Annotated in this window: 24 protein-coding genes, 1 tRNA gene and 1 riboswitch; of the genes, 13 read left to right on the forward strand and 12 right to left on the reverse strand. The window is 65.9% G+C overall.

The genetic code is table 11. The features are described 5' to 3' along the window. Positions 1 to 80: 80 nt before the first annotated feature. Together ACFC25_RS15755 and ACFC25_RS15760 are read right to left on the reverse strand one after the other, a co-directional pair. Complete coding sequence (locus ACFC25_RS15755) at positions 81 to 395, reverse strand: hypothetical protein (protein WP_337347468.1); 315 nt, start codon at positions 393 to 395, stop codon at positions 81 to 83. A gap of 176 nt (positions 396 to 571) precedes the next feature. Beyond that, positions 572 to 1,426: a LysR substrate-binding domain-containing protein gene (locus ACFC25_RS15760; protein ID WP_337347467.1), complete on the reverse strand. Its 855-nt coding sequence runs from the start codon at positions 1,424 to 1,426 to the stop codon at positions 572 to 574. A 167-nt stretch (positions 1,427 to 1,593) separates the two neighbouring features. Between ACFC25_RS15760 and ACFC25_RS15765 the strand changes: the two genes are divergently transcribed. Further along, positions 1,594 to 2,961, forward strand: coding sequence for an MFS transporter (locus ACFC25_RS15765; RefSeq protein ID WP_337347466.1), 1,368 nt, complete (start codon positions 1,594 to 1,596; stop codon positions 2,959 to 2,961). Between the two features lie 54 nt (positions 2,962 to 3,015). Here the strand turns inward: ACFC25_RS15765 and ACFC25_RS15770 are convergent, their stop codons facing one another. Together ACFC25_RS15770 and ACFC25_RS15775 are read right to left on the reverse strand one after the other, a co-directional pair. Beyond that, a complete protein-coding gene (locus tag ACFC25_RS15770; RefSeq protein WP_337351998.1) occupies positions 3,016 to 4,170 on the reverse strand; it encodes a N(5)-(carboxyethyl)ornithine synthase in 1,155 nt (384 codons plus the stop codon). After that, positions 4,167 to 4,307 carry a hypothetical protein gene (locus ACFC25_RS15775; RefSeq protein WP_165478350.1) on the reverse strand — a complete coding sequence of 47 codons (141 nt, stop codon included), beginning with the start codon at positions 4,305 to 4,307 and terminating at the stop codon, positions 4,167 to 4,169. Before ACFC25_RS15775 ends, ACFC25_RS15770 begins: the two co-directional genes overlap by 4 nt. 249 nt (positions 4,308 to 4,556) lie before the next feature. Here ACFC25_RS15775 and ACFC25_RS15780 point away from each other — a divergent pair, with 249 nt between their 5' ends. Beyond that, positions 4,557 to 4,934, forward strand: a complete 378-nt coding sequence (locus ACFC25_RS15780; protein WP_337351999.1) for a hypothetical protein — start codon at positions 4,557 to 4,559, stop codon at positions 4,932 to 4,934. A gap of 41 nt (positions 4,935 to 4,975) precedes the next feature. Here the strand turns inward: ACFC25_RS15780 and ACFC25_RS15785 are convergent. Next, positions 4,976 to 5,049 (reverse strand) — tRNA-Gly (locus tag ACFC25_RS15785). Between the two features lie 241 nt (positions 5,050 to 5,290). On the opposite strand from ACFC25_RS15785, the gene ACFC25_RS15790 reads away from it, so the two are divergent. Beyond that, positions 5,291 to 5,734 carry an SRPBCC family protein gene (locus ACFC25_RS15790; RefSeq protein WP_337352000.1) on the forward strand — a complete coding sequence of 148 codons (444 nt, stop codon included), beginning with the start codon at positions 5,291 to 5,293 and terminating at the stop codon, positions 5,732 to 5,734. Between the two features lie 114 nt (positions 5,735 to 5,848). Then, on the forward strand, positions 5,849 to 6,424 hold the full coding sequence (dcd, locus tag ACFC25_RS15795; protein WP_337352001.1) for a dCTP deaminase: 576 nt from the start codon (positions 5,849 to 5,851) through the stop codon (positions 6,422 to 6,424). A gap of 65 nt (positions 6,425 to 6,489) precedes the next feature. Here the strand turns inward: dcd and ACFC25_RS15800 are convergent, their stop codons facing one another. The 3 genes from ACFC25_RS15800 to ACFC25_RS15810 form a co-directional block, all read right to left on the reverse strand. Next, on the reverse strand, positions 6,490 to 7,671 hold the full coding sequence (locus ACFC25_RS15800; RefSeq protein WP_376046738.1) for a cation:proton antiporter: 1,182 nt from the start codon (positions 7,669 to 7,671) through the stop codon (positions 6,490 to 6,492). A gap of 5 nt (positions 7,672 to 7,676) precedes the next feature. Continuing rightward, complete coding sequence (locus tag ACFC25_RS15805) at positions 7,677 to 8,159, reverse strand: TrkA C-terminal domain-containing protein (RefSeq protein WP_337352003.1); 483 nt, start codon at positions 8,157 to 8,159, stop codon at positions 7,677 to 7,679. 102 nt (positions 8,160 to 8,261) lie between these two features. Continuing rightward, entirely contained in the window at positions 8,262 to 9,662 is a 1,401-nt protein-coding gene (locus ACFC25_RS15810; protein ID WP_376046741.1) for an MFS transporter, read from the reverse strand. A 194-nt stretch (positions 9,663 to 9,856) separates the two neighbouring features. Here ACFC25_RS15810 and ACFC25_RS15815 point away from each other — a divergent pair, with 194 nt between their 5' ends. The 6 genes from ACFC25_RS15815 to mnhG are packed head-to-tail and all read left to right on the forward strand — an operon-like array spanning position 9,857 to position 16,270. After that, complete coding sequence (locus tag ACFC25_RS15815; protein WP_376046744.1) at positions 9,857 to 12,862, forward strand: Na+/H+ antiporter subunit A; 3,006 nt, start codon at positions 9,857 to 9,859, stop codon at positions 12,860 to 12,862. Next, positions 12,859 to 13,452, forward strand: coding sequence for a Na(+)/H(+) antiporter subunit C (locus ACFC25_RS15820; protein WP_376046747.1), 594 nt, complete (start codon positions 12,859 to 12,861; stop codon positions 13,450 to 13,452). Before ACFC25_RS15815 ends, ACFC25_RS15820 begins: the two co-directional genes overlap by 4 nt. Then, on the forward strand, positions 13,449 to 15,053 hold the full coding sequence (locus tag ACFC25_RS15825; protein ID WP_376046749.1) for a Na+/H+ antiporter subunit D: 1,605 nt from the start codon (positions 13,449 to 13,451) through the stop codon (positions 15,051 to 15,053). The genes ACFC25_RS15820 and ACFC25_RS15825 overlap by 4 nt, the downstream gene beginning before the upstream one ends. Continuing rightward, complete coding sequence (locus ACFC25_RS15830) at positions 15,050 to 15,595, forward strand: Na+/H+ antiporter subunit E (RefSeq protein WP_376046752.1); 546 nt, start codon at positions 15,050 to 15,052, stop codon at positions 15,593 to 15,595. The genes ACFC25_RS15825 and ACFC25_RS15830 overlap by 4 nt, the downstream gene beginning before the upstream one ends. Then, positions 15,592 to 15,870 (forward strand): monovalent cation/H+ antiporter complex subunit F, encoded by a 279-nt coding sequence (locus ACFC25_RS15835; protein ID WP_337347454.1) that lies wholly within the window; start codon positions 15,592 to 15,594, stop codon positions 15,868 to 15,870. Before ACFC25_RS15830 ends, ACFC25_RS15835 begins: the two co-directional genes overlap by 4 nt. Beyond that, a complete protein-coding gene (mnhG, locus tag ACFC25_RS15840) occupies positions 15,860 to 16,270 on the forward strand; it encodes a monovalent cation/H(+) antiporter subunit G (RefSeq protein ID WP_376046755.1) in 411 nt (136 codons plus the stop codon). Before ACFC25_RS15835 ends, mnhG begins: the two co-directional genes overlap by 11 nt. Before the next feature lie 23 nt (positions 16,271 to 16,293). Here mnhG and ACFC25_RS15845 read toward each other — a convergent pair whose 3' ends face one another. The 3 genes from ACFC25_RS15845 to ACFC25_RS15855 form a co-directional block, all read right to left on the reverse strand. After that, positions 16,294 to 16,557, reverse strand: coding sequence for a DUF4235 domain-containing protein (locus tag ACFC25_RS15845; RefSeq protein WP_337347452.1), 264 nt, complete (start codon positions 16,555 to 16,557; stop codon positions 16,294 to 16,296). A gap of 118 nt (positions 16,558 to 16,675) precedes the next feature. Continuing rightward, positions 16,676 to 18,817 (reverse strand): hypothetical protein, encoded by a 2,142-nt coding sequence (locus ACFC25_RS15850; RefSeq protein WP_376046759.1) that lies wholly within the window; start codon positions 18,815 to 18,817, stop codon positions 16,676 to 16,678. Between the two features lie 150 nt (positions 18,818 to 18,967). Further along, positions 18,968 to 19,510, reverse strand: a complete 543-nt coding sequence (locus ACFC25_RS15855; RefSeq protein WP_337347450.1) for a heme-degrading domain-containing protein — start codon at positions 19,508 to 19,510, stop codon at positions 18,968 to 18,970. A 73-nt stretch (positions 19,511 to 19,583) separates the two neighbouring features. Next, a riboswitch (TPP riboswitch) is annotated at positions 19,584 to 19,726 on the forward strand. 64 nt (positions 19,727 to 19,790) lie between these two features. Here ACFC25_RS15855 and ACFC25_RS15860 point away from each other — a divergent pair. The 3 genes from ACFC25_RS15860 to ACFC25_RS15870 are packed head-to-tail and all read left to right on the forward strand — an operon-like array spanning position 19,791 to position 22,746. Continuing rightward, a complete protein-coding gene (locus tag ACFC25_RS15860) occupies positions 19,791 to 20,411 on the forward strand; it encodes an ECF transporter S component (protein WP_337347449.1) in 621 nt (206 codons plus the stop codon). Beyond that, complete coding sequence (locus tag ACFC25_RS15865; RefSeq protein ID WP_337347448.1) at positions 20,411 to 21,955, forward strand: ATP-binding cassette domain-containing protein; 1,545 nt, start codon at positions 20,411 to 20,413, stop codon at positions 21,953 to 21,955. Before ACFC25_RS15860 ends, ACFC25_RS15865 begins: the two co-directional genes overlap by 1 nt. Then, positions 21,952 to 22,746: an energy-coupling factor transporter transmembrane component T gene (locus ACFC25_RS15870; protein ID WP_337347447.1), complete on the forward strand. Its 795-nt coding sequence runs from the start codon at positions 21,952 to 21,954 to the stop codon at positions 22,744 to 22,746. The genes ACFC25_RS15865 and ACFC25_RS15870 overlap by 4 nt, the downstream gene beginning before the upstream one ends. A gap of 54 nt (positions 22,747 to 22,800) precedes the next feature. Here the strand turns inward: ACFC25_RS15870 and ACFC25_RS15875 are convergent, their stop codons facing one another. Next, positions 22,801 to 23,688 (reverse strand): hypothetical protein, encoded by an 888-nt coding sequence (locus ACFC25_RS15875; protein ID WP_376046762.1) that lies wholly within the window; start codon positions 23,686 to 23,688, stop codon positions 22,801 to 22,803. Between the last annotated feature and the right edge of the window lie 62 nt (positions 23,689 to 23,750).

Here is a 23,750-nt window from a genome sequence, read left to right on the forward strand (position 1 = left end):
GGCCACCTTCGGGTGGCCGCCGGGCCGTTTTGTTCTAGTAGTAGTGGTATCGGCCGCGCCCAGCGCGCCGTGGGAGCAAGTTAGCCCAGGTACCAGCCCGGGGGAGCCCACGATGCAGGAACGCTGTGAGCGGAGAAATCCTCGCAACGGGTGCAGGTGTAGGCGACTTCGCCCAGGGTCCTGACCACCCCGTCACGCCGGTAAACCGGAGGAATGTACGACTCAAGATAGATGAATTCGTCGGTTCCGCACTTGTCACAGGTGGGCTTTCCGACGTATTCGGACTCCGTGGTGGCCATCCCGCCACCGAAATGGGAATGGTGGGTGACCAGTGGCCGGGTGGTATGCGGATGCGGATGCGCTGAGTGGAAATGGGAGTTACTGGCTGTCTTCATTGGCTGCCTATCCCGAGCGCGACCGGCCCATGGGTTGCAGGCGCGCGCTCGTTTTGTCAAAACCGGCCTCTGCTTGACCCATGGGAATCCAGCATAGGCGATGCGGGCTTCCGCATCAATGGTTTTGGCCAAGCCGGTGCCCCATGCAACGGGCCGCGGGGCGTGTCCGGAGACCCTTAGGCCGACTTCTTGAGGGTCCTGCCAACGATGGCTTGGGTCAGGGCGTCGATTACTTCGGCGTTGGCCAGCGGGTTGCGGATCAGGGTGAAATCGACGTCCCCGACCGGCGGGAGGTCGAAGCGCCGGGTGATGATTTTCAGGTCTTCCGGAACCAGCGACGACGGCATCACCGCGACGCCGATGCCGGCTCGGACCGCCGCCAGAACGCCGCTGATTTGCCGGGTGGTGCACGTGATACGCCAGGTCCGGCCATGGGATTCCAGGGCATCGATGGCGAGTTTCCTGCTGAGGCTGGGGGAGGGATAGGCGATCAGCGGCACCGGATTTCCGGGCTCCAGCGACGTCTGGTCCAACCCCACCCAGGAGAAGGAATCGTGCTGCACTACTGTGCCGTCCTTGGCTCCGGCCACCCACTTCACGAACACCAGGTCCAGCTGGCCGGCATTGAGCTTCCTGTAGAGCTGGTCGCTCTGCCCGACGGTGAGCTCGAGGTTGATCTGCGGATAGATCTGGCGAAATTCCCGCAGGATCCGGGGCAGCCCGGTAATGGCGAGGTCGTCCGCGGTGCCGAAGCGCAGCCGCCCGCGCATGGCGGAGCCGGAGAAGTAGCGCGAGGCGGCATCATGGGCGGACAGGATGGTGCGGGCGAACCCGGCCATGGCATCGCCGTTATCTGTCAGCCGGACATCGCGGGTGTCCCGCGTGACCAGGACCCGCTTGGCGGCCGCTTCAAGCTTGCGCACGTGCTGGCTGACGGTGGGCTGGGCTAACCCCAGCCGTTCAGCGGCCTTGGTGAAACTCAGTGTCTCCGCGACGGCGAGGAACGAGCGGAGCTGGGCGGGTTCGAACACGAAGGGCTCCTTTTGGGTCTCTGGTGCGTGGGCCGGGCGAGGCAGGTCCGAGCAGCAGTATTACGTTGCGCAATGCGAGTTATAGACGCAATAACCCTACATAATCATGGCCGGTCAGCCTAGCGTTAAGGGCATTCCAGCCCGCCCGCTTACTTGAGGACACCCCTGTGGCACCCCCACCGCCATCGTCGGCAACCGTCAGCCAGCCCGTCATCGACTCCGCCAGTTCCGAAACCCAGCCCATCGCCGTCGTCAGCGAACGGCTCCCCTGGAAACACACATTCATCTCCCTCAGGGTCCCCAACTTCCGCATCTTCGCCATCGGCCACTTTGTGGCGGTGATTGCGATCTGGATGCAGCGGATTGCCCAGGACTGGATGGTCCTGGAGCTGTCCGGTTCAGTGACTGCGGTGGGCATCACCGTGGCGTTGCAGTTTATGCCCTCGCTCATCCTGGGTCCATGGGGCGGCATGATGGCTGACCGGTTTGCCAAGCGGAAGATCCTCATTGTCTGTCAATGCCTGGCCGCGGTCCTGGCGACGGCACTCGCTGTCCTCGCCCTCACTGGCGCAGTGCAGGTCTGGCACGTCTACGTCATTGCCCTGGTGCTGGGCCTGGTTACGGTGCTGGACCAGCCCGCGCGGCAGGTCTTCGTCAACGAACTGGTGGGGCCCAGGTACCTGCGCAATGCCATCAGCGTCAACTCCACCACGTTCCAGTTGGGCGGCCTGATCGGCCCGGCGCTCGCGGGCCTGATGCTGACCGCCGTCGGCGCCGGCTGGGCCTTCGCCGCAAATGCCCTGGCCTGCTGCTCCACGGTGGCCATGCTGCTGCTCCTACGGAAGGACCAGCTGTTCGTCAGCACCCCGGCGCCCAAGAAGAAGGGCATGCTGCGTGAAGGGCTGCGATACGCGCTGAGCAAACCCACTATTTACTGGCCGTGGCTGATGGCCGGGTTCATCGCCGTTTTCGCCATGAGCCTGCCGGTGCTGCTCGCAGCCTTTGCCGATCACGTGTTCGACGTTGGCGCCGGCGGCTACGGCCTGCTGAACGCCTTGGTCGCGCTGGGTGCCCTGTGCGGCGCCATCGCGTCGACCCGCCGCCGCCAGTTGCGGCTTCGCTCGGTGGTGTTTTGCGCCGGAATGTACGGCCTCATGCTGTGCCTGGCTGCGCTGGCGCCGTCGATGGTTTGGTTCAGCGTGGTGATGGTGTTGTCCGGTTTCTGGTGCCTGATGTTCCTGACCGGATCCAACCAGCTGGTCCAGGTCAGCTCGAACATGGGTATCCGCGGCCGGGTCATGAGCCTGTACATCATGGTGCTGATTGGCGGCCAGGCTATCGGCGGTCCCATGCTCGGCTGGATTGCCGAACACGCAGACCCGCACATAGCTCTGCTGGTGTCGGGCGGGGTACCGGCACTCGCCGCGTTGACCGTCGGGGTTGTCCTTGCCCGCAAGGGGGCGCTGAAACTTCGGGTAGACCTGAAGGACCGGCGCCACCCCGTGCGGATCGTCAGCCGTCCGGCGCCGGCTTAAGAAGCCAGCGGCGGCAGCGTGGTTCGCCTGCGGCTGCTAAAACCTGCCCGGCACCTAAGCAGGCAGGTGAGGGTACTCCGCCTGGCGCTGCTGGAACTCCAGGACGTCCTTGTTCAGGACCACGCCGTCGCGGATTTCGATGGCCCGGGAAATTGTTTCGTTCCCGTCCCACTCCTCCGGACCGCCGATGACCGTCTCCAGGAAAGGCAGCACGGCCTGGCTGATCTCCCAGCTGGACGAATTCCAGAGGTAGGAGGGGCTGTGGTCCACCGCGTAGTAGTTGATGTGATTCCCGATGGTGAACATCGGTTCCGCGAACGTGGTGGACCGCGCCCAGCTGAAGCCCATGCCCTCGTCGCAGGACACGTCGACAATCAGGCTTCCAGGGCTGAACGCCTCCAGGTCCTCTGTCCGAAGGTAGGTGAGTGGATTGTTGGGATCCTGCAGCGTGCAGTTGACCACGATGTCGCTCTCGGCCAGGAACGGAGCCAGCGGAACCCGGCCACGCTCGGTGATGACCTGGCTCAGGAAGGGGGCCTCGTCGTCGTGATCAAACTGCACGATGTTGACCGAGTGGATCGGGGCGCCCACCGCGGCAACACCGCGGTTGGTCAGCACCTGGACGTCGTGGATGCCGTGGGCATTCAGCGCGGTCACCGCGCCGCGGGCAGTGGCCCCAAAACCGATCACGACGGCGCTGAGGCGCCGTCCGTAATCGCCGGTTGAACCGGTCAGCGAAAGGGCGTGAAGGACTGAGCAGTACCCCGCAAGCTCATTGTTCTTATGGAACACGTGCAGGCCAAAGCCGCCGTCGCTGGCCCAGTGGTTCATTGCCTCAAAAGCGATCAGCGTGAGCTTCTTATCGATGGCCAGCTGGGTAATGGCGCGGTCCTGGACGCAGTGCGGCCAGCCCCAAAGGACCTGGCCATCGCGCAGTTCGGCCAGGTCCGCCGGCTGCGGCTTGGGCAGGAGTACGACGTCGGCCTCCGCCAGCAGCGCTTCCTTGGTGGCCATTTTCCCCACGAGGGTGGAGAGGTGGTCATCCGAGATGCCGAAGCGCTCGCCGTAGCCCTGCTCCAGGATCATGCGCTTACGCACTTCGGGGGCAATCCGCTCGAAATGCAGGGGATGGATGGGGACGCGGCGCTCGTCGGGTTTCCGTGTGGATGCCAGGACGCCCAGGCTCAGCTGGGTTTTATGGCCACTCACTTCTTTTTGGCGGCCTTGCTGGACGTGATATCCAGGGAGCTGGCCGGCGCTGCGGCTGCCCGCTTGTCGGCACGCTTTTCCTTGATGGACTTGCCGGCTTTTTTGGATGCTGCTTGACGCGGGGACTTGTCAGCCATGTTTGCTCCTGTAGCGGAACCGAAGAGGTTCCTGACTTCTGACGATACACGGCAGCACCTAACGGGCCCCGGTGTGCGGACGGCAGGCAACACCCAGGCATCGGCCCGACAGGTTGCTCCGACAAGTGCTACGACAGGTTGCTCCGACAGATTGCGCGGCGGTCATTGCGTCCGAGGGTTCCCAATGTGAAAATGACGCTCTGGGTACTGGGAAGGGCAGGCCCGCTTAATCATCACGGGAACAGCACCATGGGAACCATCGAGATCCACAACACCGTCCTTATTCCCTGCAGCCGGCCGGAAGTTTACGCTTTCTGCGTCGACCCGCAGGCGCGCGCGGCAGTGCCGGGGCAGGAGGATCAACTGCCGCGTTTCGAGGACCTGGTGACGGACCGGTCCTGGACAGAGATTCTGGAGAGCCGGACCGAAACGATTACGCGTTCCTATGTGGTGTATCCGGTGGCCGACAGCACGCGCATGACGGTCACCGCACACTACGATCCCAAGGGACTCGGGCGGGTGTTTTCCGGAGCGAAGGAGGGCGCGTACCGGAAACAGGAGACGGCCCGGCTGGCTGCGCTCAAGAAGGCTTTGGAGCGCCAGGTGAGGCTGGGGAGAAAAGGCTAGTCCCGGCGTCGTCCGCACCAAGTATGTGCGAATCCCTGAAGTGGAGCGGCTGACGGGAATCGAACCCGCGTATCAAGCTTGGGAAGCTAGCGCTCTACCATTGAGCTACAGCCGCATGTGCCCCCGATTTGGGCGGGGCAGAACTTAGCTTAGCGCAGTTGCGCGGCCCCGCTGTCAACGACGCCCGCGATCCGGCCCGTGTCTGCAGGGCAGCCGGCGTCATCCAGTAACTCTTCAATAACGTACCCGTCCGTAGCTAGGTTCGCGGCGAAACGTCTGACTACTCTGAACCGGATAGCTGCGGTGTCATGGGGGAGGCGGGCTATTGAAAGTCAGACGTCGAACAAAGGATTCCCATGGCCTTCGCAGAGCACGAGGTACTCATCCGTCGTGACGCGATGGCCGTTTACACTTTCCTGGTTGACGGGTTGAACCTTCCGCAGTGGCGGGACGGGATCCGCAACATCGACCTCGCCGCAGGGGCAGCCGGTACCAAGGGCGCCGTGTACCAGCAGACCCTGGCCGGCAGGTCCGGACGGCCCGTTGCCGGAGACTTCGAAATCACCCAGGCCCGGCCGGGTGCCGAAATACAATTCCAGGTCATCGCCGGACCGGCCAGGCCCTCCGGCGGCTATTACCTCAGCACTGAGCCGGACGGAACCAGGGTCAGGTTTGCCCTCGAGTTCCAGCCCAAGGGCATCAAAGGCCTCCTGAACACCATGGTCCAGCGGACCATGAAGGCCGAGGTGGCCCAACTGGAGCGGCTCAAGCACGTCCTGGAACTCCAGCCGGCCACTTAGTCCGCGTTTCGGCGGCGGGTCCGTTCCGCCGTCGGGCATTCCAAGGCGTCACAGCCTGAAGCTTTCCCGCCCGCGGGCAGCAGTGGGCACCGCGCATGCGGTATTTTGGGAGGCGTGCTGATCTCTGACCGCGATATTCGTGCCGAAATAGACTCCCAACGGATTGTCCTTGAACCGTACGATGCGGTGATGGTCCAGCCGTCCTCGGTGGATGTACGCATTGACCGGTTTTTCCGGCTCTTCGACAACCACAAATACGCGCACATCGATCCCGCAGAAGAGCAGCCGGAGCTGACCCGCCTGGTGGAGGTCGAGGACGGCGAGCCGTTCATCCTGCACCCGGGGGAGTTCGTGCTCGGCTCAACCTACGAGACTGTGACCCTGCCAGATGACATTGCGGCACGCCTTGAAGGCAAGTCCTCACTGGGCCGCCTCGGCCTGCTCACCCACTCCACCGCCGGTTTCATTGACCCCGGATTCTCCGGGCACGTGACTCTGGAACTGTCCAACATGGCAACGCTGCCCATCAAGCTGTGGCCCGGCATGAAGATTGGCCAATTGTGCTTCTTCCGGCTGACGTCCGCCGCGGAATTCCCGTATGGCTCCGGTGAGTACGGCAACCGGTACCAGGGCCAGCGTGGCCCGACCGCCAGCCGCAGCCACCTGAACTTCCACCGCACCCGGATCTAGCCCCTCACCCTTCGATGCCGGCTCGGGTCGGGCGGGACGGGCTGCGGGGAATTGGCGTCGGCGGCCTAAGCCTGTGCGGGCACGCGGGCCGGGCGGCCAAAGGCCTTGACCGCCGGCTCCACGTAGCGGGCGGCCAGCGGCCCGATGATGGCCATCAGAAGGACGTAGGCGGTGGCCAGGGCGGCCAGTTCGTCAGGGACAACTCCGGAGGCAACGGCCAGGCCGGCGATAACAATGGAGAACTCGCCACGGGCAATGAGGGCCGCACCCGCACGGAAGCGTCCCGGGCGGGCAATTCCTGCCCGCTTGGCAGCCCAGATTCCGGTGACCATTTTCGTGACTGCGGTGATGACAGCCAGGACCAGGGCCCAGCCCAGTACAGGCGGAATGGATGTCGGATCAGTGTTCAGCCCGAAGGCCACAAAGAAAATCGCTGCGAACAGGTCACGCAGCGGTTCAAGGATACGGGTGGCACTGTGGGCCGTGGCGCCCGATATAGCGATGCCGAGCATAAACGCCCCCACCGCCGCTGAGACCTGCATGGCGGATGCAACGCCGGCAACCAGCAACGCCGCACCCAGCAGGTTCAGGAGGAATACTTCGGAGTTTTCGCTGTGGACGGCCTGGGACACGCGGTGGCCGTGCCGCAGGGCCACCATCAGGACTACGGTGACCACTGCCAGCGAAATTCCCACCGTGGTCAGCCCGCCGAGGAAACTGACTCCGGCCAGGGTGGCGGTGAGGATGGGCAGGTAGATGGCCATGGCGAGGTCTTCAAACACCAGGATCGACAGCACCACTGGCGTCTCGCGGTTACCGATCCGGCCGAGGTCCGTGATCACCTTGGCGGCGATCCCGGACGAGGAAATATACGTGACACCGCCCATCACCATCGCACCCACCGACCCCCAGCCCAGTAGCAGGGCCAGCGCGGCGCCTGGAACGAAATTCAGGACCAGGTCAAGGACACCGGCCTGCCAGGACCTGCGCAGACCGGTGAAAAGCTCGGCAGCCGTATATTCCAATCCGAGCATAAGCAGCAGCAGGATGACGCCGATTTCACCCGAGAGGTGGGCGAATTCCTGGATGCCTTCGAGCTTCATTACGCCACCGGCACCGAAGGCGAGACCGCCCACAAGGTACAGCGGGATGGGGGACATTCCGATCCGTCCGGCCAGCCTGGCCAACAGGCCAAGGCAGAACACAACGGCCCCCAGTTCAATGAGGGTCAGGGCCAGCGGGTCCATGTCGGCTATCCGTTGCGGAGGATCTCGGCGGCGTCGTCGAGGCCTTCTTGCGTACCGACGGCGATGAGCAAATCACCCGAGTGAAGTACGACGTCGGGACCCGGCGACGGGAGCACCTCGCCTTCACGCATGATCGCCACGATGGAGACACCACAGCGCGTGCGGATGCACGCTTTGCCCATCGGCTGGTTCTGGAACGGGGAGTCCGGAGCGATGGAGAACTGCCTCGTGACGATGCCGGGGACATCCCTGTGCTCTTCCGTGAGCTTCATGGCCAGGTGCTGTCCGCCCAGGAGGTTGCCCAGGGTGGCTGCTTCATCCCCGGTGAGGGGAATGGACGCCTGGCACGTGTCGGGGTCATCCCAGGTGGAGACGATCAGCTCCGTCTGGCCTTCCCGCAGCTCCACGACGCCAATGCGGCGCCCTGAAGCAGTCATAAAATCCTTCCGCCGGCCAAGGCCGGGGAGGTCCGTCTCATCCACGTTCATAGCTCCAGCCTAATCCGCGGACGGCTCTTTGGGGCGTGCGCCGCCCAAGTCGCGGCCGCGGGGGCCCAAGTGTTCGTTCGCGCCGGGTTAAAGGGCGCGGCCCTAGGCGGCGGGGACGACGGCGATGGGGGCCTTGTCCGGCGACTTGACCGGCAGCAGGACCAGCAGGCCGGCGAGCAATACCACCATGATGCCCAGGATGCCCCAGCGCTGCGCCTCACCCGGTGCCACCAGGGGCGTGGCCAGCGCGATGCAGAGCGTGAACAGCGAAGGCGCCAGGAAACTGACGGCGCGGCCGGTGGTGGCATACAGGCCAAAGAGCTCCCCGGACTCGCCGTGGGGTGCGAGCCGGGCAAGGTAGGCCCGCGAGGAGGACTGGGCCGGGCCGACGAAGAGGCAGAGGAACAGCCCAAAGACCCAGAAAGTGGTGCTGCCCGCCCACTGCATGCCAAAGAAGACATAGTCTCCGTTGCCGAGCACCAGGATGGCGGTCCCGGCGATCAGCAGCCCCACCAGGGAACCGATGATGACGGCTTTTGGCCCCACCCGGTCATCGAGGAAGCCGCCAATGACGGCACCGACAGCCGCCACGACGTTGCCGAAGATGGCGAAGAAGATGACTTGGGAGAGTTCAAAGCCGAAGGTTCCGGCGGCGATGATCCCGCCGAAGGTAAACACCGCGGCCAGGCCGTCACGGAAGACCGCGCTGGCCAGCAGGAAATAGATGGTGTGCGGGCTGGTGGCGTAGATGGCCTTGATCCGGCGGACCAGCAGGTTGTAGGAGGCCAGGAAACCCAGGGACTTGGCCTGCCTGGGCCGCGGGAGTTCCGGAACGGCGAACAGGACCGGCAGCGCGAAGACGAAGAACCACAGGGCGGAGAACACGGCAACCAGGCGGATGTTGAGGCTGTCCTGGGTGGACGCCCCGAACCAGTCGAAGCTCGGCTGGACGAACAGTTGCAGGACAACAAGGAGGGCAACGATGCCGCCGAGGTAGCCGCTGGCCCAGCCGAAGCCGCTAACCTTTCCGATGTTCCTCGGGGTGGAAACCTGCGCGAGCATGGCGTTGTAGTTGACGCCGGCAAACTCGAAGAACACGTTGCCCAGTGCAATGAGGGACACGCCAAGCAACAGGAACTCCGGCCTCGGGAACACAAAGAAGCACAGTGCCGTCAGGATGGCGACGGCGGCCGTGTTGACTCCCAGCCACAGCTTCCGGCGTCCGCCTGCGTCCGAACGCTGCCCGGTCACCGGGGCGAGCACGGCGATGGCGAAGCCGGCTATGGCCAGCGCACCGCCCAGGACCGCCGAGGCCTGGTCCTCGCCGCCGAAGGCGTTGGAGGTCAGGTACACGGTGAAGACGAAGGTGGTCATCACGGCATTGAAGGCGGCCGATCCCCAGTCCCAGGCGGCCCAGGCGAGGACGCGGCCCTTGCTGGTCGCCTTGTTTCCTGCTTCGAGTTCCGATGGCTGCATGGCCTCAGGAGCGCTGGCGGTGTTCATAGGCTGAATCGTATCCGCCCGTGGCGAACAACCGGTGGACGATAACCCGGACAGCCGCCGAATCCTTCCACCCGGCCAACCCCGTGCGGCAGGAGTGCCTGTTGCACCTTGATAAACTGTGGGCACTGAAATCTTACGAATGACCGCCTGCTCTTACTTTTGACAATCGAATCCCTGACGTTGCGGAGATACCAGTGATCACAGTCCTTGCCGTGCACTTTGCGGTGGCTGCTGTGGCGCCGTTTCTGTTCAGGGCCTGGGGGCGGAACGCGTTTTATGCGCTGGCTGCTGTCCCGGCGGCGTCGTTCTTCTGGCTGTTGCTGCAGCACGGGGCCGTCTACTCGAACTCCGGCCCGGTTGACGAGGTGTTCCCTTGGATTCCGGGCCTCAAGCTGGAGTTCGCCTTCCGGATGGACGCCCTTGCCTGGGTGATGTCGCTCCTGGTGCTGGGAGTCGGTGCCCTGGTGCTGGTCTACTGTGCGCGGTACTTCAAGAAAAAAGACCAGGACCTTGGCGGTTTCGGCGCCCAGCTCCTGGCCTTCGCCGGAGCCATGTTCGGCCTGGTGGTGGCGGACGACCTCCTCCTGCTGTTCATCTTCTGGGAACTCACCACCATCCTGTCCTACCTGCTGATTGGATTCGCCCGCACTCGGCTTGCGGCCCGCCGCTCCGCGCTGCAGGCACTGATGGTCACCACCGCCGGCGGCCTCGCCATGCTGGTGGGCCTGATCATGCTCGGCTACAGCGCGGGCACGTACCGTATCTCAGCCATCCTGGCGCAGGCTCCCGAGCTGGTAGCCGGGCCAACCGGCTCAGCGGTGGGTGCCGCCGTCGTCCTCATCCTGGTGGGTGCCATCACCAAATCCGCGCTGGTCCCCTTCCACTTCTGGCTTCCCGGTGCCATGGCAGCCCCCACGCCGGTCAGCGCCTACCTGCATGCCGCGGCGATGGTCAAGGCCGGCATCTACCTCGTGGCACGGCTGGCGCCCGGCTTCGCGGAAACCCCCTATTGGCAGCCGGTTGTCCTTGGGCTCGGGCTGGCCACCATGCTGGTGGGCGGGTACCGGGCGCTCCGCCAGACCGACATCAAGCTGATCCTTGCGTACGGCACCGTCAGCCAGCTGGGCTTCCTGACCATGGTGGTGGGCCTTGGCACCCCCGACGCCGCGCTGGCCGGACTTGCGATGCTGCTCGCTCACGGGCTGTTCAAGGCCACTCTGTTCCTGGTGGTGGGCATCATCGACCACCAGTCCGGGACCCGCGACGTCCGGAAGCTGTCCGGCGTCTTCACCTCGTCCCGGGCCCTGGGGATCGTGGCCGGCATCGGCGCCGCCTCCATGGCCGGCGTCCCGCTGCTCGCCGGGTTCGTGGCCAAGGAATCGGTCCTGGAAGCCTTCGTCCACCACGCGCAGAGCGGTCCGTGGGGCATGGTGGTGCTCGCGGGCATCGTCCTGGGCTCCATCCTGACCTTCGCCTACAGCGCCCGGTTCATGTGGGGCGCCTTTGCCGCCAAGCCCGGAGTTGACCGGACCCCGTTCAAGGCCGTCCGGCCATCCTTCCTCGCCGCTCCTGCCCTCCTGAGCCTCCTGACCATCGTCTACGGCCTGTGGCCGGCACCGGTGGATGCGTGGATCCAGCCGTACGCCGCGCTGTTTGCCTCCACCGCGCCCGACGCCGGGACTCCAGCCGAGCAGGCGGGGCACCTTGCGCTGTGGCATGGCATGACCCCGGCCCTGGGCTTGACGGCTGTCACGTTTGTGCTGGGCCTGGCAATGTACTTTGGCCATACCCTTGTGGCGCGGGTGCAGGACCGGGTGCCGGGCTGGATCGACGCCGACCGCGCCTACCAGTACACCATCGGCGCGCTGGACGACACCGCTGTCTGGATCACCGGCCGCACCCAGCGTGGTTCGCTCTACTTCTACTTGGCGGTCATCCTTTCCGTGGCCTGCGTCCTGCCGCTCGCCGCCATGCTGGCCTCCAACAAACCGCTCCCGGACAACCTGTATTTCATCGATCCCAATTCGCCGCTGCAGCTGGTGGCGGCCGCGGGCATCGTGATCGGCGCCCTCGCGGCCGTCAAGGCAAACAAGCGGTTCCTTGCGGTGCTGATGGTCTCGGTGACGGGCTACGGCATTGCCCTGATGTTCGCCCTGCAGGGTGCCCCGGACCTGGCCCTCACCCAGATGCTGGTGGAAACCATCATTTTGGTGGCCTTTGTCCTTGCCATGCGCAGCCTGCCGGCAGAGCTCCGGGACCGCACCGGCGGCAAATACCGGGTGGTGCGCGTCATCATCGGGCTGGGCTTCGGCGTCACCATGATTTTTGCCGCCATCTACGCCATGGGCGCCCGCATTGCCACGCCCGTTTCACTGGAATTCCCCCGCCTCGCCTACGAGGGCGGCGGCGGGCTGAACATCGTCAACGTGACCTTGGTGGACATCCGCGTCTGGGACACTTTTGGCGAAATTTCGGTCCTTGCCCTCGCCGCCACCGGTGTTGCCAGCCTGATCTTCGTCCGCAGCCGCGGAGACCGCATCCTGATGTCCGCCGATGTTGCCGAGGGCACCGTGGGCAGGCACCCCGGCGTCGATCCTGGCTCCCGTGACGCCGCCGCGCTGGCCATCAGTAGGAAGTTCGCCGCGTCCACCCGGGACGCCTGGATTGTGGCCGGCAGGACGCTGGCCCCGGAACGGCGTTCGATCATTTTCGAAGTGGTCACCAGACTGATTTTCCACTCCATGATCATCTTCTCCCTGTACCTGCTGCTGGCGGGGCACAACCTGCCCGGCGGCGGTTTCGCCGGCGGACTCACCGCTGGCCTGGCGCTGACCATCCGCTACCTGGCCGGAGGCCGTTTTGAACTGCGGGAAGCCACCCCCATCAGCGCCGGAACCCTCCTGGGCATCGGACTTGCGACTGCTGCCGCCTCAGGCGTGGTGCCGCTCCTGCTGGGCGGCCAGGTCTTCCAGACGGCCATCATCGAACTGTGGCTGCCCGTTTTCGGCGACATCAAGTTCGTCACCTCCACCATCTTCGACATCGGCGTCTACATCGTGGTGGTGGGCCTGGTGCTGGACGTGCTGCGCAGCCTGGGCGCCGAGATCGATGAGAACGTCGAAACCCAGGCGACGGCCCCGGCTGAGGAACAGGAACCACTGGGTGTCCCTGCCGAAACCACAGCAAGGGGCCAGTCATGAGCGTCAACCTGACCCTCCTTGCCGTGATGGGGGCACTCTACGCCTGCGGGATCTACCTCCTCCTGGAACGCAGCCTTACCCGCGTCCTGCTGGGCCTGATGCTCCTCGCCAATGCCACGAATTTGCTGATCCTCGCCACTGGCGGATATGCCGGCCTGGCGCCGTTCTACGCCAAGGACACGCCCGCGCAGGACTACAACGACCCCCTTCCGCAGGCGCTGATCCTTACGTCCATCGTCATCTCATTCGCGGTGACGGCTTTTATGTTGGGCATCATCTACCGCACCTGGGTCCTGGCCCGGCAGGATGAGATCCAGGACGACGTCGAAGACCTCCGCGTCGCCGAGACGCCCAGTTTCGACGCCGAGGACGACGCCGAGATCCCCATGGAGACCTCCGAGTTTCCCCTGACAATGGTCGGCGGCGACGGCCGTTCGGTGTCTGACCAGGCCTTGACCCGCTCCGGCGGGGAATCGGCCGGGAGCACCGTCGCGGCCGGTGCCAAGAGGATTGATGCCATCGACGCCGCGGCCGAAGAGCAGCCAGGCTCCCAAAACGTCACCCCAGGCCCCGAAGGAGGTGTGAAGTGAACATCGCAAGCTTTGCCCCGCTCGCCGTCGTACTTCCCATCCTTGGCGCCGCCCTGACCTTTGTGCTGATCCGGCACTCACGGGCGCAGCGGACCGTGAGCATCGCGCTGCTTTCCCTCACCCTCGCGCTCGAGTGCCTTCTCCTCGCCTCCGTCTGGGAAGGCGGTACCGCCGCGGTGAACATCGGCGGCTGGCTGCCGCCCTGGGGCATCGTGATGGTGGTGGACCAGTTCTCCTCCCTGATGCTGGTGGTTTCGTCGGCCGTGAGCCTTGCGGTGCTCGTGTACGCCACCGGGCAGGGCATGGCCGACGGCGACCACGACGCCCCCGTCTCGATCTTTCACCCGACCTACCTGATCCTGGTGGCCGGTGTGTCCAACGCCTTCCTGTCCGGTGACCTCTTCAACCTGTATGTGGGATTCGAGATCCTGCTGACGGCAAGCTACGTCCTGATGACGCTGGGCGGCACCGGCCCCCGGATCCGTGCGGGCGTCACGTACGTGGTGGTGTCCGTGGTCTCATCGGTGCTGTTCCTGATCTCCATCGCCATGGTTTACGGAGCCACCGGAACGGTGAACATGGCCGACCTCGCCATCAAGCTCGCGGACCTGGACCAGGGCACCAAAACCCTCCTGCACGTGATGCTGCTGGTGGCATTTGGCATCAAGGCAGCCGTGTTCCCGCTGTCCTTCTGGCTGCCCGACTCCTACCCCACCGCCCCGGCGCCGGTCACTGCAGTGTTCGCCGGCCTGCTCACCAAAGTGGGCGTCTACGCGATGGTCCGCACCGAGACGCTCCTGTTCCCCGGCGACTCCCTCAACACACCATTAATGGTGGCGGCGTTGCTCACCATGGCGGTGGGTATCCTCGGCGCCCTGGCGCAAAGCGACATCAAGCGTCTGTTGTCCTTTACCTTGGTCAGCCACATCGGGTACATGGTGTTCGGCCTGGCCATGTCCTCAGTGGCCGGGCTGGGCGCGGCCGTGTTCTACGTGGCGCACCACATCACCATCCAGACCAGCCTCTTCCTGGTCACCGGCCTCATCGAACGCCGCGGCGGGAGCTCCTCCATTGACCGGCTGGCCGGGCTGGCCAAACTGTCGCCCCTGCTGGCGCTGCTGTTCTTTATCCCGGCCATGAACCTGGCGGGGATCCCGCCGTTCTCCGGATTCCTGGGGAAAGTGGGCCTCATGCAGGCCGGCATCGAGCTCGGCACGCCGTTGGCGTACACCCTGGTGATCGGAGGCGTGCTCACCAGCCTGCTGACCCTGCTGGCCGTCGCCAGGGTATGGAACCGCGCCTTCTGGCGCAAACCGTCCGACGCCGAGCACCCCGACCCCGTGCTCCTCGCCCCGCGCGAGACCTCCGATACCGGGCGCCGGGGAGGCCGCAACAACGTCACCCTGCTGCCGCGCACCATGGTGGGCTCCACCCTCGGACTGGTGCTGCTGGGCGTCTCGCTCACGGTCTTTGCCGGTCCGCTGTTCAAGGTCTCGGATCAGGCCGCCGCTGACATGCTGGACAGGTCCTCCTACATCCAGGCTGTCCTGGGCGAAGAAACGGCGGTTCCCCTCATCCTGACCTCCGGGGGCGGCAAGTGAGCCGCCGGCGGATCTCCCTGCGCCAGGAACTCCCGCTCCTGGTCTGGCTGGTCATCGTCTGGGGCGCGCTCTGGCAGGACTTCAGCCCGGGCAACCTCCTCTTCGGGGCTATCCTCGCTGTGGCTGTGGCCAGGATGTTCTACCTTCCCCCCGTGGAACTGAGCGGCCGATTTAATGTCCTCCACGCGGTTCCCTTCGCGCTGATGTTCTTGGGGAAAGTGATGGCCGCGAGCTTCCAAGTGATGTACCTGGCGGCCGTCCGAGGCCCTTCGGTGCGGAACGCCGTCGTCGCCGTTCCGCTACGGAGCCATGAGGACCTGATGGTGACCGCCACCGGGCACGTCATCTCCCTGATTCCCGGATCCCTGGTGGTGGAGGTGGATCGCTCGACATCCACGCTTTACCTCCACTGCCTGAACATCGGCACCCCGGAAGAGGTGGAGGGTCTCCGCCGGGAAGTCAGGGACATCGAAGCCGGGCTCATTCGGATCATGGGAAGCCAGGAAGAACTGGATGCAATCAGAGCGGAGGCTGCAGCATGATGGAGATCGTCCTGGCCGTCACGGCAGTCATCCTTTCGCTGGCGGCCGCCGGAGCCATCATCAGGATCGCGCGGGGGCCTTCACTGCTGGACCGGGTGTTGGCCTCGGACGTGCTGTTGGCCATCCTCGGTGCGGCCTTATGCATCGACATGGCCGTGAACCGGCACCTGAACAACCTCATGCTGCTGGTGGCGTTGTCCATCATCGGGTTTATCGGCTCGGTTACCGTGGCCCGCTTCGTGGCCGACCGGCGGGAGCAACCCCATGAGTCCTGAGCCCGCCGTGCTGGACATCGTCATTGACTCCGTGTCCGCCGTCTTTATGATCGTGGGCGCGCTGATGTCCTTGGCCGCCGCAATAGGCCTGCTGCGGTTCCCTGATCTCCTGAGCCGGATGCACGCCGCCACCAAACCCCAGGTCCTGGGCCTGTTCCTGCTGCTGGCGTCCATCGGCCTGCAGTTGCGCACCTGGTGGGTGTGGCCGGTGCTGCTGGTGGCCTGGATCTTCCAGCTGCTGACCGTGCCTGTGTCTGCGCACATGGTGGGCCGGGCCGGTTACCGGACCAAGCACCTGCACCGCGAGCTGCTCAGCTCCGACGAGCTCGAGGCCGTGGTGCAGAAAGCCGCCGCCAAAGCTTCCCGGGAGGATGCTTCCGACGGCGGCCGGCCGGACTGATCACAGCCCGGTTTTTCCTGCGCCTAGACGATGTCCTGGCTCTTGGCGAAGCGCGTGATGGCCCGCTGCGTGCCGCGGTTGGCGAGGACCTGGATGATGGCGCTGACAGAGGCGGACACCAGCGCGAAGGTCAGCGCGGTCCGCAGCGTGGTGGGGACATCGTCCTTGCCCCCCTTTGGTGGCTTCTTGCCGGTGGTCTTTTCCCAGATCGCGTCAACGGCCTTGGTGCCGGCGAACCCGGCAAGCAGGCTGATGCCCGTGCCCAGCAGCTTGATGAAGAAGTTCATTCCTGTGCTCCTTGCGTCGTGAATTCAGGACTTCTCCTAGCCTAGCGTCATCGGCCAGCGTGACAGCCCGCCTTCGGCCCCGCCTGCCGGGCCCGCCTGAAGCCCCTCCGGCGGTTTGCTACGGAGCTGGGACCAGGCCCTCCCAGGCCACGGTCCAGCTTGCCGGGAAGCCCGGGGCGTGCCCGTCCGGGCCGTCGTCCCACCCCGCCGCCATCAGGGCGACGGCGGCCAGGAGTCCGCCGTTTCCTGGCAGGTAGAGGGGAAGGGAATCTGTCTGCCGGTTGTGTCCGTTCGGCAGGACCGTGTTTTTCCCGGCCTCCTGCAGGAGGGCGTCGACGGCGGTTTCCGGGTCCTCCAGCCGTGCGGCGGTCATGGCCATCACGGGGTAGTCCCAGCCCCAGGTGCTGTCCCAGTCCCAGGTGGCCAGCACGTCGGCGAGCGTGGCGCGCATGATCTCCGGGTCGATCAGGCCTGTCTGCGGCAGCACGCCCAGTGCGCACAGCATGGACGGGTGGTCCGTGCGGATAGTGAAGGGTTCGACGTCGATCGCGGCGTAGACGCCGTTGACGGTCCGCGGGCGGACCATGCCGTCCGCAACGGCCTGCCAGTCCGGGCGGCCGGGAAGGCCGAGGCGTTCACGCCACGTGTTGGCGGTGCGGAGCGCCCATTGCCAGTACGCCAGCTCGAACGTGGGGTTGGTGACCGTCCCGCGGATGGCTTCATAACTTTCCTGGGCGGGGATCAGCGGAGGCCCAAGCTCAAAGCCACGTGCCGTGGGGTGCGCGAAGCTTGCCATGAACTCGGCGGTTTCGAACACGATCTCCGAAAATTCCTCCAGCAATTCCCGCGAGGGCACCGCCCGATACGCCAGCTCGGCCAGGTGGATGGGGTGCGGCTGCTGCCAGATCAGGAAGGTGCCGATCGGGCTGGGGCTTTCGCGCCCGTCCGGTCCCACCTGCTTGGGCCAGCGGACGCCGTCGTACCCTTGGGCCTTGGCCGTCTGCCGCGCGGACTCAAGGATGGTTCGGTACCAGCGGAGGCTGGGGAGCAGCAGTTCCGTGCGGTTCCAGTGGGCGAAATGCGCGGCGTGCCACCAGTGCATCTCCAGGTGGAAGCGTCCCCGCCAGGAGTTGCACACCAGCCCGGTCTCCTGTGGTGGCAGGGACCCGGCGCAGTTGATCGCCGTGAGGTACTGGGACAGGACGATCCTGCGCTCAAGTTCAGCCGCCCGCGGGTCGGGTGTGCCATGGAGTTCGACGGCGCCGCCGGACTGCCAGAACTTCGGCCAGTGGTCGCGGGAGGCCTGGGCGACGGCGGTTCCAGTCCCAGTCGAGGGTGCGCCGCCAGAGCTGCGCAGGATGCATTCGCCCTGCCCGGTGCTGGTGAACTGGACGGCCAGGTCAAGGACGTCCTGGCCGGCGTCGGCGCCAAGCAGCAGGTTATGGGCCCCCGACTGGTCCAGCCGGAGGTTCCTCCCGGACACCGTCACCTGGTACCCCGATCCGTCCAGGTCGCGGTCCACCGTCCAATGCTGGAGGCCGTCCGCTCCGCCCGCTGGTTCCGCCAAGGTAGTGGTGTGGTCCGCGGGACGGTTCCAGTCCGCGGCGTCATGCCACGCCTCGGACCCATAGGGGAAGGCGAACGTGACCACCAGCCCGTGCTGGAGGGCCGCGGACTCCACGATCAGGCCGATCTGGTCCCGGTCCGGATGGCAGGCGGTGGTGACCTTGACGGGATGGCCCCGGAGGCTGAACGTGCTGGTGACCGTCCCGGTCCAGAGGTCCAGGGTCTGGACGGGGTCGACGACGTCTGCCGCGGTGAGCGGCCGTGGCGCCCCGGCCCCGGCCCGATCCGTCCACGCGAACCCGATCCGGCCCAGGTCCAGGCGGTGCGGGTTCGCCCGCAGCCAGGTCTCGGCGCGGGACGCTTTGGTCTCCCGGCCGTCCACGATGTCGCCCACCATGTCCAGGTAAGGGACCGGGCCCCGCGCGGAATCGTACAGAACCGTGGAACTGGCCAGGCTGTACTCCTCGGACGCGGGGATGGAGTGCCAGCCCCATTGGGACTGCGAGCCGAGCAGCGTGCCGGGCGGCCCTCCTACGGGGTACTCGGCCGGGAGGCTCTGGAGCCCGGTGAGGTCTACCGTGAAGCAGAACTCGCCGTTGCCCACGGAAACCGGGCTGCGGGGATCAAGGCTCCGCTGCTCCACGTTGTGCCGGCGGACCAGGGCTTGACGGTCGATGGTGTGCTGGCTGCTCAAATGCCCGCCCTCCTGAAGGCTGCCGGATCTGACGGCGGCTTCCACGGCTGCGCCAGTGAGAAAACGCTTTCCGGATCGACTTCATCCTCGTGTCGTCAGGGGGAGCGTGTCAACTTCGGGAGTGTCAGGAAGCCCGGCCCGGGGGCACGCTTACTCGGCCCGCATGGACCCCAGGATTTCGCGCAGGGCCTCCACCACGAGGTCGTGGTCCTGCTGCTGAGGCAGCCCGGAAACGGTGACAGTGGCTACCGCACCCACTCCGGCCACGTACACCGGGAAGGAGCCGCCGTGTGGCGCGTAGGTGGACTCGTCGAACCAGCCGTGGTCCTCGATCCGGCCGCCGTGCAGCCTGCCGCGGAGTCCCACCAGCAATGACGGGATCTCATACCGGGCGGCGGTGCGCTGCTTGGCCCGGATCCAGTGCTCGTTGTCCGGGGTGGCACCATCCAAGGCCACGTGGAAGAGCACTTGCTCGCCCTTGGTGATGTCGATCGCGATGGGAAGCCGCCGCGTCTTCCCCAGCTCCACCAGGAGCAACCCCAGATTGAGGGAATCGTCCTTGGTGAAATGCGGAAACTGCAGCTCGGTGATCTCGGCCTCGATCCGGTCAATCAGGGCCTCGAGCAGGCCTGATGGCTGGGGCAGCCTTGAGTCGGGATTGAACGCAGTCACAGTCGGGTTGTTGGCAGTCATGGCCCACAATCTACCGCCCCAGCGGTGTAAACTGGACCACGCCCATCAGGGCAGAATATTCAAAGACCAGCTTTATTAACGACAGGGGAGCGCCGCCGTCGGGCATCACTGGCATTGCCAGGGAACCGCAGGTGGGCGCTGAGAGTGCGGGACAGCCGCAGACCCTCGAACCTGATCCGGTTAGTACCGGCGCAAGGGAGTCGAGTTCTCGAAGTGTGCGGTAACCGGTGGCAAGCCGACCGCCGGAACACTTTCCCCTCCTGTTCCTCAGGAGGATCACATGAGCACTGCAGCAATCAAAAAGACCGGCTACACCTGGCGCATCGTTGACATCGTGGTGGCCGCCCTCATCGCCATCGCCGGCGGCGTGATCTTCTGGGCGTGGTCCCAGGGCGCCGCCGCGGTTTCGCCGCCTATGAACGCCGTCTACCCGCCGCTAACCGGCCTCATCGCCGGCGGCTGGATGATCCCCGCCGTGCTGGGCATGCTGATCATCCGCAAGCCGGGCGCCGCGCTCTTCTGCGAAACGGTGGCCGCCATGGGTGAACTGATCATGGGCTCGCCGTACGGCGCCTCCGTGCTGTTTTCCGGCTTCGTCCAGGGCCTGGGTGCCGAGATCATCTTCGCCATCTTCGTCTACAAGAAGTTCAACCTGCCCGTCGCGCTGCTGGCCGGCGCTGCGGCCGGGCTGTTCTGCGGCCTGAACGACTCCTTCGCCCCCTGGGGCTGGAACATCGCCTACGCCGCCGGTGACAAGCTCGCGTACATCGTATTTACCGCCATCTCGGGCGCGATCATCGCCGGCGCGCTGTCCTGGATCGCCACGCGCGGCCTGGCCAGGACCGGTGTGCTGAGCTCCTTCGCGTCCCGCAAGGCTGCGTCGGAGCCCGTCTTCTCCTAATGCCCGCAGCCTACGACGACGGCACAGCCGCTGCGATGCGGCCCGCCGCCGTCACTGCCCGCGGTTGGGGGTGGCGGCACGCCGGCCGGTCCCGGCCTGCGGTCCACGCCCTGGACCTGGACATCAAGCCCGGGGAGCGTGTGCTCCTGCTGGGCCCGTCAGGGGCGGGCAAATCCACGCTCCTCCACGCCCTCGCGGGGGTGCTGGGGGATGTGAACGACGACGGCGAAGCGGGCGATTCCGACGAATCCGGTTCGCTGCGGATCGACGGCGCATCCCCCCGTGAGCGGCGCGGCCGCGCCGGGCTGGTGCAGCAGGATCCCGAAACGCAGGTGGTCCTCTCCCGGCTCGGCGACGACGTCGCCTTCGGTGCCGAGAACCTCGCCGTGCCGCGCGATGCGATCTGGGCGCGCGTGCACGAGGCGCTTGACGACGTCGGGCTCTCCCACCTGCCGCTGGACCACCCGACGTCGGCCCTTTCCGGCGGGCAGAAGCAGCGCCTGGCGCTCGCCGGCATCCTGGCCATGCGGCCGGGGCTGATTCTCCTGGACGAGCCCACGGCCAACCTGGACCCCACCGGGGTCCTCGAGGTCCGCGACGCCGTGGGACGCTGCCTGGACAAGACCGGGGCCACGCTGGTTGTGGTGGAGCACCGCGTGTCCGTCTGGAAGGACCTCGTGGACAGGATCGTGGTGCTGCAGCCAGGCTCCGCAACCGATCCCGCAGTGCTGCTGGACGGGCCGCCGGACCAGGTCCTCGCCGAAGCGAGGGACATGCTGATTGCTGCCGGTGTGTGGGTCCCCGGCTTTGTTCCGGCCACGCGGAACCGGACTTCCGGCGGCTCGGGGGACCTGCTGCTGGCGGCCGAGGACCTTGCCGTTTCGCGGGAACGGCCGCGCCGCCGCCGCTTCAAAGCGATCCCTCCGGTTCCGGTCCAGCAGGGCATCTCGGCGCAGGTTCGCGCCGGGCAGGCGCTCACCATCACAGGTCCGAACGGTGCGGGAAAATCCACGTTCGCGCTGACCCTGGCCGGCCTGCTGGCACCCGTAGGGGGAAATGTTTCGGCCACCGTGGACCTGAGCCAGGGCGCAGGCATCGACCCCTACAAATGGAAGGCGGACCAGCTGATCGCCCGCATCGGAACCGTCTTCCAGGAGCCAGAGCACCAGTTTGTCACCGGCAATGTCCTGGACGAGCTGATGTTCGGCCCCAGGCATCTTGGCCACGGCGAGGAACGGGTGGATGAGCTCCTCCAGCGGCTTCGGCTGACCGAACTCGTGGACGCCAACCCCTACACGCTCTCCGGCGGTGAGAAGCGCCGGCTGTCCGTGGCCACGGTGCTCGCCGCCCACCCGCAGGTGCTGGTCCTGGACGAGCCAACCTTCGGCCAGGACGCCAACACCTGGGCCGAGCTCGCGTCCTTCCTCTCCGAACTGCTCGACGCCGGCACCGCCGTGGTATCCGTAACGCACGATGCCGAATTCAGCACGGCCCTGGGCGGCGCCGAGCTCCGGCTGGGCACCACCGAAGCGGTGGCCCCATGAGGCAGGAACTGACCCTGCGGGGGAACCAAGCACTGCTGACCCGTGCCAATCCGCTGAGCAAGTTCGCCGCCGTCGTCTTCATGACCGTGGTGCTGGCGCTGTCCATCGACTGGGTCTCCGCCTCCGTGGCGCTCTTCTGCGAACTGCTGCTCTTCCCGCTCGCAGGACTGACCCTGACGCTGCTGTGGCAGCGCGGCTGGCCGCTGATCCTGGCGGCCGCCGTGGGTGGCTGGAGCACCTCGATTTTGGCTCCGGACAGCGGAAGGATACTGCTCGACGTCGGCATCTGGTCCATGAGCGAAGGCTCCCTGGAGCTGGGGCTGGGCTTTATGCTCCGCGGCTTGGCGATCGCGTTGCCGGCAGTCCTCCTCATGAGCTGCACCGATCCTACCGATCTCGCCGATGCGCTGGCCCAGAAGGCCCGGCTGTCGCACCGGTTCGTGCTGGGGACGCTCGCGGCCATGCGGCTTGTTGGCCTGATGGCCGAGGAGTGGCAGACCATTGGGATGGCCCGCCGCGCCCGCGGCGTTGGCTCGCGCGGCAACCCGGCGCAACGGATGAAAGCCACCCTGGGCCAGAGTTTCGGCCTCCTGGTCCAGGCCATCCGCAGGGCGTCACGGCTCGCGGTCACCATGGAGGCGCGTGGCTTCGGCGGCGGGGACCGGACTTGGGCACGTGAATCCACCTACAGCAGGCTCGACGTGTGGGTCCTGGCAGGCGGGGCCCTAATGGCCACGGCGGCCGTGGCCGCCGCGGTGTTTGCCGGCACGTGGAGTTTCGTCGGCGGCTAGTTCTGGAGAGAACGTGTGGCGTTCATCGGGAAGTAGCCGCCGTCAGCGCGACGCTCAGATGCAGGAGTGGTTGTAGTCGAATTCCCCGGACACGAACTGGGTGAGTGCGACCTTGCCGCCGGCGGTGAGCGGGGCATCCGAGCAGATCGCCTTGGCCCCTGTTGCGGTGCGGGCACCTGCCAGCCAGCTGGGCAGGGTGTAAAGGCTGCTGGAGTTGCTGACAGTGCCTACGATCTGTCCCCATTGGTACCCGCTGGAGTAGATGCCGACGTCGGCGCCGATGCCGTGGAAGAAATCGGTCATACCCTCGAGGACTGCGCGGTTCCAGTTCCTGTTGCCCGACCATGAGTTGCCGGTTTCGACGTCGAGCCACCATACATACTCCGAGGGCTTGCTGATGCCGCGGAGGTATGCGTCGTCGTAGGCCTTGGCATAGCCGTACATGTAGGAGCAGGCTTCGGTAACCTCCGGATCGTCAGTGCTGTTCCTTGCGCAGTCACCGTACGGATTGTGGACCGGCTTTGCGGCGGGGTAGTCATTGCTGGTGGGCCACCACGAGCCTGTCAGTCCGGGATTGGCTGTATTGACGTAGAGCGCAACGGTTGGCTGGGCGGTGGGGTTTTCTGCGCGGTCCCCGTTGGCGTCGATGGCGTTCGCCCACTTCAACTGCTCCGCGAGGCAAGGGTTCGTTGCGTTGGCACGGCCGTTGTTGACCCCGACAATGGCGAAGGCCGCGCCCCTGGGGAGTTGTTTGTTGCACTGTGGCCAGGAGACGTCGTTGCCCAGCAGCGATGGGCTGCCTTCGCCGGGGGATTGCACTGCGGCGACCGGGGGCGCGAACACCATGCCAAACACCAGGGCCAGGCCGATCGCCAGGGCGCAAGGAATCAGCCTCAGCGCACCCGTTGAGGTGGGTAACGTTCCCGGCACAGCTCTGTGCATGGGACCTCCGTCCTAGCCCGGCGGGCAGGTCTTTTCAGTCTCCTCTTCCCCGGCGACGCGGG

It is taken from the genome of Pseudarthrobacter sp. NPDC055928, from assembly GCF_042270935.1.
Classification (GTDB): Bacteria; Actinomycetota; Actinomycetes; order Actinomycetales; family Micrococcaceae; genus Arthrobacter.

What these genes read in the sequence shown, in the direction of transcription:
- ACFC25_RS15875 (WP_376046762.1), bottom strand. Translation starts at nt 23,688, where the DNA reads ATGCACAGAGCTGTGCCGGGAACGTTACCCACCTCAACGGGTGCGCTG.
- ACFC25_RS15805 (WP_337352003.1), bottom strand. Translation starts at nt 8,159, where the DNA reads ATGAACGTGGATGAGACGGACCTCCCCGGCCTTGGCCGGCGGAAGGAT.
- ACFC25_RS15775 (WP_165478350.1), bottom strand. Translation starts at nt 4,307, where the DNA reads ATGGCTGACAAGTCCCCGCGTCAAGCAGCATCCAAAAAAGCCGGCAAG.
- ACFC25_RS15845 (WP_337347452.1), bottom strand. Translation starts at nt 16,557, where the DNA reads ATGAACTTCTTCATCAAGCTGCTGGGCACGGGCATCAGCCTGCTTGCC.
- mnhG (WP_376046755.1), top strand. Translation starts at nt 15,860, where the DNA reads ATGAGTCCTGAGCCCGCCGTGCTGGACATCGTCATTGACTCCGTGTCC.
- ACFC25_RS15855 (WP_337347450.1), bottom strand. Translation starts at nt 19,510, where the DNA reads ATGACTGCCAACAACCCGACTGTGACTGCGTTCAATCCCGACTCAAGG.
- ACFC25_RS15870 (WP_337347447.1), top strand. Translation starts at nt 21,952, where the DNA reads ATGAGGCAGGAACTGACCCTGCGGGGGAACCAAGCACTGCTGACCCGT.
- ACFC25_RS15865 (WP_337347448.1), top strand. Translation starts at nt 20,411, where the DNA reads ATGCCCGCAGCCTACGACGACGGCACAGCCGCTGCGATGCGGCCCGCC.
- ACFC25_RS15780 (WP_337351999.1), top strand. Translation starts at nt 4,557, where the DNA reads ATGGGAACCATCGAGATCCACAACACCGTCCTTATTCCCTGCAGCCGG.
- ACFC25_RS15820 (WP_376046747.1), top strand. Translation starts at nt 12,859, where the DNA reads ATGAGCGTCAACCTGACCCTCCTTGCCGTGATGGGGGCACTCTACGCC.
- ACFC25_RS15755 (WP_337347468.1), bottom strand. Translation starts at nt 395, where the DNA reads ATGAAGACAGCCAGTAACTCCCATTTCCACTCAGCGCATCCGCATCCG.
- ACFC25_RS15800 (WP_376046738.1), bottom strand. Translation starts at nt 7,671, where the DNA reads ATGGACCCGCTGGCCCTGACCCTCATTGAACTGGGGGCCGTTGTGTTC.
- ACFC25_RS15790 (WP_337352000.1), top strand. Translation starts at nt 5,291, where the DNA reads ATGGCCTTCGCAGAGCACGAGGTACTCATCCGTCGTGACGCGATGGCC.
- ACFC25_RS15810 (WP_376046741.1), bottom strand. Translation starts at nt 9,662, where the DNA reads ATGAACACCGCCAGCGCTCCTGAGGCCATGCAGCCATCGGAACTCGAA.
- ACFC25_RS15835 (WP_337347454.1), top strand. Translation starts at nt 15,592, where the DNA reads ATGATGGAGATCGTCCTGGCCGTCACGGCAGTCATCCTTTCGCTGGCG.
- ACFC25_RS15860 (WP_337347449.1), top strand. Translation starts at nt 19,791, where the DNA reads ATGAGCACTGCAGCAATCAAAAAGACCGGCTACACCTGGCGCATCGTT.